This window comes from Bradyrhizobium sp. PRIMUS42 (assembly GCF_023006515.1).
In the GTDB taxonomy this organism is placed as follows: Bacteria; Pseudomonadota; Alphaproteobacteria; order Rhizobiales; family Xanthobacteraceae; genus Bradyrhizobium.
In genome coordinates, this window is sequence record NZ_JALBGZ010000332.1 from 1 (window position 1) to 6,834 (window position 6,834).

The window sequence follows — 6,834 nt, forward strand, 5'->3', positions numbered from 1 at the left end:
GCGATTGCCGCGCTCGGCTTCCGCGCCGCCGATCCCACCGGCTATGGCCGCTTCATCGTCGAGGGCGCACGCCTGGTCGCGATCCGCGAGCAGGCTGATGCCAGCGAAGCGGAGCGCAGGATCGATTTGTGCAATGCCGGCGTGATGGCGATCGACGGCCGCCGCGCGCTTCAAATCCTCGGGCAAATCGGCAATGCCAATTCCAAGGGCGAGTATTATCTGACGGACGCGGTCGAATCCGTCCGCAAGCAGGGATGGGAGTCCGTGGTGATCGAGACCAGCGAGGACGAGGTGCGCGGCATCAACACCAAGGCACAGCTCGCCGAGGCAGAAGCCGTCATGCAGGCGCGCTTGCGGAAAGCGGCGATGGAGGCCGGCGTCACGCTGATCGCGCCTGAAACCGTTTATCTCGCCGCCGATACCGTCTTCGGCAAGGACGTGACCATCGAGCCGTTCGTGGTGATCGGCCCCGGCGTGTCGATCGCCGACGGCACGGTGATCCATTCCTTCTCGCATATCGTGCAGACGACGCTCGGCAAGAACGTTTCGATCGGTCCGTATGCGCGGCTGCGGCCCGGCACCTCGCTCGGCGACGGCGCGCGCATCGGCAATTTCGTGGAGACCAAGGCGGCGACGCTGGAGGCCGGCGTCAAGGTCAATCATCTCTCCTACATCGGCGATGCCACCGTCGGCGCCAACTCCAACATCGGCGCCGGGACCATCACCTGCAACTACGACGGCTTCAAAAAGCACAAGACGGTGATCGGGCAGGGCGCCTTCGTCGGCACCAATTCCTCGCTCGTCGCACCGGTCAGAATAGGCAACGGCGCCTATATCGGCTCCGGCTCGGTGATCACCCGTGACGTGCCTGACGATGCCATGGCGCTCGAGCGCAACCAGCAGACCATCAGGGAAGGCGGCGCTGCGCGCTATCGCGAGATGAAGACGGGCGGGAAGAAGCCGGAGAAGTGAGCTCTATTTCTATTGTGTCGCAGCATCCTCCGCCCTGATCCTGAGGGCCCGCTGGAAGCGGGCGTCTCGAAGGATGGCCGCAGGCGAGATGCGGGCCTTCATGGTTCGAGACGCGCTTCGCGCTCCTCACCATGAGGGTTTCTTACGTGGCTACTCGTCGTCGGCGAATTCCGAGAAGATCGCGCGGGTCAGACGCCAGCCGCGTGGCTTGGCGCGCTTGGCCGGCTCGCCTTCGGAGTGCTTGACGAAGAGTGGCTTGCTTTCCTTGCCGCGCTGGGGCGGCGGCCAATGTGCCAAATGCGTGCCCGTGGTCTCGCTGGCGCGCAGGTACATCGGCGATAGACCTTTACGGTCGGACGAGCCTTTCATGGCCATACTCTCCTGGCGCGGAATCGTTGGCCAAACATATTGACAACAAGTTAACGCGCGCGGTTTAACGCCGGCCAATTCGACGCAGGCGAAGCTCAGGTTGCGGTCCATCCTGTCTCAATCCGCAATAATTATTGAGTATATGGTTCCCTAGGAACTTCGCTAAAAACCGAGCGCGTCGTTTAGGCGATTTTTCGACGATTTGGGGGATAGTGATCCGCATGTGCGGGATTGTCGGCATTCTCGGGCGCGAACCGGTTGCAGAGCAGCTGGTGGATTCGCTCAAACGTCTTGAATATCGCGGCTACGACTCGGCGGGCGTCGCCACGCTCGAAGGCAAGCACATCGAGCGCCGTCGCGCCGAAGGCAAGCTGAAGAATCTGGAGAAGCGGCTGGAAGCCGAGCCGCTCAAGGGCACGACCGGCATCGGCCACACCCGCTGGGCGACCCACGGCAAGCCGACCGTCAACAACGCCCATCCGCATGCGACCGAGCGCGTCGCCGTGGTCCACAACGGCATTATCGAGAACTTCCGTGAGCTGCGCGAGGAGCTCGAGAAGAAGGGCGCGGTGTTCCACACCGAGACCGACACCGAGATCGTGCTTCATCTCGTCGACGATTTGCTCACGCGCGGCAACAAGCCGGTCGAAGCCGTCAAGCTGGCGCTGGGGCGCTTGCGCGGCGCCTTCGCGCTCGGCTTCATCTTCGCCGGTGACGACGATCTGCTGATCGGCGCCCGCAACGGCCCGCCGCTCGCGATCGGCTATGGCGACGGCGAGATGTATCTCGGCTCGGATGCCATCGCGCTCGGCCCGTTCACCGACACGATCAGCTATCTCGAGGACGGCGACTGGGTCGTGCTGACGCGCAAGAGCGCAACGATCTTCGACAAGGACGGCCACGCCGTCCAGCGCGACAAGATCAGGCACGCCGCCTCGACCTCGCTGGTCGACAAGGCCAATTACCGCCACTTCATGGCCAAGGAGATCCACGAGCAGCCGGAAGTGGTCGGCCACACCCTGGCGCGCTATGTCGACATGGCGACCGAGCGCGTCTCGCTGCCGGTCAAGCTGCCGTTCGACTTCAGAAATATCCAGCGCATCAACATCACCGCGTGCGGCACCGCGAGCTACGCCGGCTTCGTCGCAAAATACTGGTTCGAGCGTTTCGCGCGCGTGCCGGTCGAGGTCGATGTCGCCTCCGAATTCCGCTATCGCGAGGCGCCCTTGCGCAAGGGCGATCTGGCGATCTTCATCTCGCAATCGGGCGAGACCGCCGACACGCTGGCGGCGCTGCGCTACGCCAAGGATCAGGGCGTGCATACGGTGGCCATCGTCAACGTGCCGACCTCGACGATCGCGCGCGAGAGCGAGACCGTGCTGCCAACGCTCGCCGGGCCCGAGATCGGCGTCGCCTCGACCAAGGCCTTCACCTGCCAGCTCATGGTGCTGGCAAATCTTGCGATCGCGGCCGGCAAGGCCAGAGGCGAATTGTCCGACGAGGACGAGACCAAGCTGGTTCACGGCCTGGTCGAGATCCCGCGCCTGATGGCGGATGCGCTCACCACTGAGCCGCAGATCGAAAAGCTCGCGCACCGGATCGCCAAGTCCCGCGACGTGCTCTATCTCGGCCGCGGTACCAGCTTCCCGCTCGCGCTCGAAGGCGCGCTGAAGCTGAAGGAGATCTCCTATATCCACGCCGAGGGCTATGCCGCCGGTGAGCTCAAGCACGGGCCGATCGCGCTGATCGACGAGACCATGCCGGTCGTCGTCATCGCGCCTCACGACCGGGTGTTCGAGAAGACGGTCTCCAACATGCAGGAGGTCGCCGCCCGCGGCGGCAACATCATCCTGATGACGGACGCGAAGGGCGCGGAAGAGGCGACGGTCGAGTCCCTCGTCACCATCGTCATGCCCGACATGGCGGCGGCCTTTACGCCGATGGTCTATGCTGTCCCGGTGCAGCTGCTCGCCTATCACACGGCTGTCGTCATGGGCACCGACGTCGATCAGCCGCGCAATCTCGCGAAATCGGTGACCGTGGAATAGGCAGAGGGGATATCAACCGGTCGCGGCCTTCCAAAACCTGCTAGAAGACCCTAGCTTGTGTGCTGCGACCGACTTGGAACCCGAATGACCCCCCGCGACGACGCGCCTGCGCCTCTTGATCCCCTCCCGGAACCGCATACCGGCCTGATGGGCCGCTTCCGCAATTACTTTCTGACCGGCCTCATCGTCACAGGGCCGATCGCGATCACGCTGTACCTGGTCTGGTGGTTCGTCACCTGGGTCGATGGCGTGGTGCGGCCGTTCGTGCCGCTCGCCTATCGGCCGGAAACCTATCTGCCGTACGTCATTCCCGGCTGGGGACTGGTTGTCGCCTTCTTCACACTGACGCTGGTCGGCTTCCTCGCGGCCAATCTGATCGGCCGGACGCTGGTCGATGTCGGCGAAACGCTCCTCGGCCGGATCCCGGCGGTGCGCGCCATCTATCGCGGCTTGAAGCAGGTGTTCGAGACGCTGTTCTCGGGCAAGGGCTCGAGCTTCCGCAAAGTCGGCCTGGTCGAGTTTCCCTCGCCGGGCATGTGGTCGATCGTGCTGATCTCGCAATCGCCGAATGAAGAGGTCGCGCGCAGCCTGCCGGGGCAGGAGGAGCATGTCTCCGTGTTCCTGCCGTGCTCGCCGAACCCGACCACCGGGTTCTTCTTCTACGTGCCCAAGAGCAAGATCGTCGAAGTCGACATGAGCACCGAAGACGCGGCGACGCTGATCATGTCGGCCGGCGTGGTGCAGCCGGGCTCGGCGCCCGATCCGAAGAAGGCCGCGGCGCTTGCCGGCGTGGCGAATGCCGCACGCATCGCCAATGCGTCGGCGCTCAAGCCCCAGCCTGCGAAGGTGGAGTAGGGCCATTCCCGTTTCGGATGGCCGCATTCACGCAAGCACTTTCGTCCTCTGCTAATCTCCCGGTTGAACTGAGCGCCTCGCTCGGAATTCGACCTGGAGTGCACGATGTCCAAAACCATTGCGATCCTCGCCCCCGGTGCCATGGGCAGCGCCATCGCCCGCCGCCTCCGCGAACATGGCGCGCGCGTGCTGACCTCGCTCAAGGGACGGAGTGAGGCGACGCTGAAACGGGCCGCGGACGCCGGCATGATCGGCGCCGAGGACGATGCGATCGCCGATGCCGATATCATTCTGTCGATCGTGCCGCCGGGCGAGGCGGTGGCGCTGGCGGAACGGCTGGCCGCGCTGATCGTCAGGCGTGAGAAGAAGCCGCTCGTGGTCGACTGCAACGCGGTCAACGTCGATACCGTACAACGGATCGAGGAGATCATCGGCTCGGCACAGGCGCCGTTCGTGGATGGCGGCATCATCGGCTTCCCGCCGCAGCCCGGCGGCAAGAGCCCGGCCCTCTACATGTCCGGCGACTATGCCAGGGACGCGGCGGTTCTGAAGGATTTCGGCCTCGACGTGCGCATCGTCGCGGGCCCGGTCGGCGCGGCCTCTGCGCTCAAGATGTCCTATGCCGGCATCGTCAAGGGCCTTGCCGGCATCGGCTCGGCCATGGTGGTTGCGGCCACGAAAGCGGGCGCGGCGGATGCGCTGCGCGACGAGCTCGCACTGAGCCAGCCCGCAATTCTGGCGCGGCTCGAAGTGGCGCTGCCGGACATGCTTCCCAAAGCCTATCGCTGGGTTGCGGAGATGCGCGAGATTTCCGGCTTCCTTGGCCCCGATCATCCGGCCAGCCAGATCTATGAGGGCTTTGCGAAGTGGTTCGAGCATCTGGCCGAGGATGCGCAGGGCGACGCGGTGGATGCGGAACTGATGAAGGCGTTTGCTGCGCGCATCGCGCAGAAGAAGGCCTGATTCCGTATGGGCTCACTCGCCGTTCACTGAAACCAAGTCCAGAAAGCCCTGGATGTCCCGATCGCGTCGCAAGCGCACGACGGGGACATCGGGGCCATATTGGATGCGCTCGGCCTCGATGACCGGCACGCGCTCCGTGTCATAGCGCCACGCCTCTTTCATCAATTTCCAGTCGAACCGTTCGCGGCAGCTTCGGGCAGATCGGGCCGCGTCGTATGATCCGGCGCATGGCGGGAGGGTCGCATGAAGTTGGCCGCGGCGAAAGATGACGCTTTGGTCGAAGACCGAGACGCACCCTTTGGCCCGCTGGGCTAGTCTGCACCCACATCGTCATTGCGAGCGCAGCGAAGTCATCCAGCGTGCCTCCGTGAAAAGATTCTGGATTGCTTCGCTGCGCTCGCAATGACGGGGAGGGCCCGACGCTCTTACGCCAGTCACCACCTTGCGGCAGCGGCGCTGCAGCTAACCCGCCCCGATCAGCGGGATCGCTTCATCGCGCTCGTAGAGATATAGCAGGCACCGCAGCGCCTCGCCGCGCTCGCCCTTGAGCTTCGGATCGTCCTTCAAGATGCGCAGCGCCTCGTCTCTCGCCTGGGCGATCAGCTGGCCATGCACCTCCGGGCGCGCGATGCGGTAGCCGGGCAGGCCGCTCTGGCGCACCCCTAACACGTCGCCTTCGCCGCGCAGCTTCAGATCTTCCTCGGCAATGCGAAAACCGTCGGTGGTCTCGCGGATCACCTTCAGCCGCGCCTTCGACATCTCGCCGAGCGGCTCCGAGTAGAGTAGCAGGCAGGTTGAGGCTTCCGAGCCGCGCCCGATGCGCCCTCGCAGCTGGTGCAGTTGCGCAAGTCCAAAGCGTTCGGCGTTCTCGATCACCATGATGGTGGCGGCCGGAACGTCGACGCCGACCTCGACCACGGTGGTCGCGACCAGCAGCCCGATCTCGTGCGCGGCGAACTGCGCCATCACGCGGTCCTTTTCCGTGCCCTTCATCTGGCCGTGGACGAGGCCGACACGCTCGCCGAAGCGCTTTTGCAGGCTTTCGAAGCGCTTGGTCGCGTTGGTAAGATGCTCGGTGCCCTCCGCCTCGGATTCCTCGACCAGCGGGCAAATCCAGTACACCAGCTTGCCAGACTCGAGCGCTCGGCCGACGCCCTCCATGACCTCGCTGATCCGGCTCATCGGCACCGCGCGGGTGTCGATGGGTTGGCGGCCGGCCGGCTTCTCGCGCAGCTCGGAGATGTCCATGTCGCCGAAATAGGTCAGCACCAGCGTGCGCGGGATCGGCGTTGCGCTCAGCACCAGCACGTCGACGGCTTCGCCCTTGGACGTGAGCGCGAGGCGCTCGCGCACGCCGAAACGGTGCTGCTCGTCGACGATGGCGAGCGCGAGATCATGGAAGATCACGTCGTCCTGAATCAGCGCGTGGGTGCCGACGAGGAGATCGATTTCGTCGGCTGCAAGCTGCGCCAACAGCTCCCGCCGCTCCTTGCCTTTTTCTCGCCCGGTGAGGATCGCGACCCGCATGCCGGCACGCTCGGCGAGCGGGGCGATGGTCTTGATGTGCTGGCGCGCCAGGATCTCGGTCGGCGCCATCAGCGCGGCCTGCTTGCCGACCTCGGCGACG

Annotated in this window: 7 protein-coding genes; 4 read left to right on the forward strand and 3 right to left on the reverse strand. The window is 64.9% G+C overall.

Annotated features, from left to right (window positions below; all coding sequences use genetic code 11):
- Window positions 1-972: bifunctional UDP-N-acetylglucosamine diphosphorylase/glucosamine-1-phosphate N-acetyltransferase GlmU (glmU, locus tag MOV75_RS22400; RefSeq protein ID WP_247006631.1), on the forward strand; the 972-nt coding region annotated here is incomplete at its 5' end.
- A 150-nt stretch (window positions 973-1,122) separates the two neighbouring features.
- Here glmU and MOV75_RS22405 read toward each other — a convergent pair.
- Window positions 1,123-1,341: a hypothetical protein gene (locus MOV75_RS22405; RefSeq protein ID WP_246929673.1), complete on the reverse strand. Its 219-nt coding sequence runs from the start codon at window positions 1,339-1,341 to the stop codon at window positions 1,123-1,125.
- 221 nt (window positions 1,342-1,562) lie between these two features.
- On the opposite strand from MOV75_RS22405, the gene glmS reads away from it, so the two are divergent.
- From glmS to MOV75_RS22420, 3 genes are all read left to right on the forward strand, one after another.
- Window positions 1,563-3,389, forward strand: a complete 1,827-nt coding sequence (glmS, locus tag MOV75_RS22410; protein WP_246929671.1) for a glutamine--fructose-6-phosphate transaminase (isomerizing) — start codon at window positions 1,563-1,565, stop codon at window positions 3,387-3,389.
- 84 nt (window positions 3,390-3,473) lie between these two features.
- A complete protein-coding gene (locus MOV75_RS22415; RefSeq protein ID WP_246929670.1) occupies window positions 3,474-4,244 on the forward strand; it encodes a DUF502 domain-containing protein in 771 nt (256 codons plus the stop codon).
- 105 nt (window positions 4,245-4,349) lie between these two features.
- Window positions 4,350-5,207: an NAD(P)-dependent oxidoreductase gene (locus tag MOV75_RS22420; RefSeq protein ID WP_246929669.1), complete on the forward strand. Its 858-nt coding sequence runs from the start codon at window positions 4,350-4,352 to the stop codon at window positions 5,205-5,207.
- Between the two features lie 12 nt (window positions 5,208-5,219).
- On the opposite strand, the gene MOV75_RS22425 is transcribed toward MOV75_RS22420, so the two are convergent.
- Together MOV75_RS22425 and MOV75_RS22430 are read right to left on the reverse strand one after the other, a co-directional pair.
- Window positions 5,220-5,369 carry a hypothetical protein gene (locus MOV75_RS22425; protein WP_246929667.1) on the reverse strand — a complete coding sequence of 50 codons (150 nt, stop codon included), beginning with the start codon at window positions 5,367-5,369 and terminating at the stop codon, window positions 5,220-5,222.
- A 300-nt stretch (window positions 5,370-5,669) separates the two neighbouring features.
- Window positions 5,670-6,834 (reverse strand): ATP-dependent DNA helicase RecG (locus MOV75_RS22430; protein WP_247006632.1); only part of this gene is annotated, 1,165 nt, incomplete at its 5' end.

Bases quoted from the DNA above. Each gene is read 5' to 3' on its own strand.
- MOV75_RS22405 (WP_246929673.1), bottom strand. From the start codon at position 1,341: ATGAAAGGCTCGTCCGACCGTAAAGGTCTATCGCCGATGTACCTGCGC.
- glmS (WP_246929671.1), top strand. From the start codon at position 1,563: ATGTGCGGGATTGTCGGCATTCTCGGGCGCGAACCGGTTGCAGAGCAG.
- MOV75_RS22415 (WP_246929670.1), top strand. From the start codon at position 3,474: ATGACCCCCCGCGACGACGCGCCTGCGCCTCTTGATCCCCTCCCGGAA.
- MOV75_RS22420 (WP_246929669.1), top strand. From the start codon at position 4,350: ATGTCCAAAACCATTGCGATCCTCGCCCCCGGTGCCATGGGCAGCGCC.
- MOV75_RS22425 (WP_246929667.1), bottom strand. From the start codon at position 5,369: ATGAAAGAGGCGTGGCGCTATGACACGGAGCGCGTGCCGGTCATCGAG.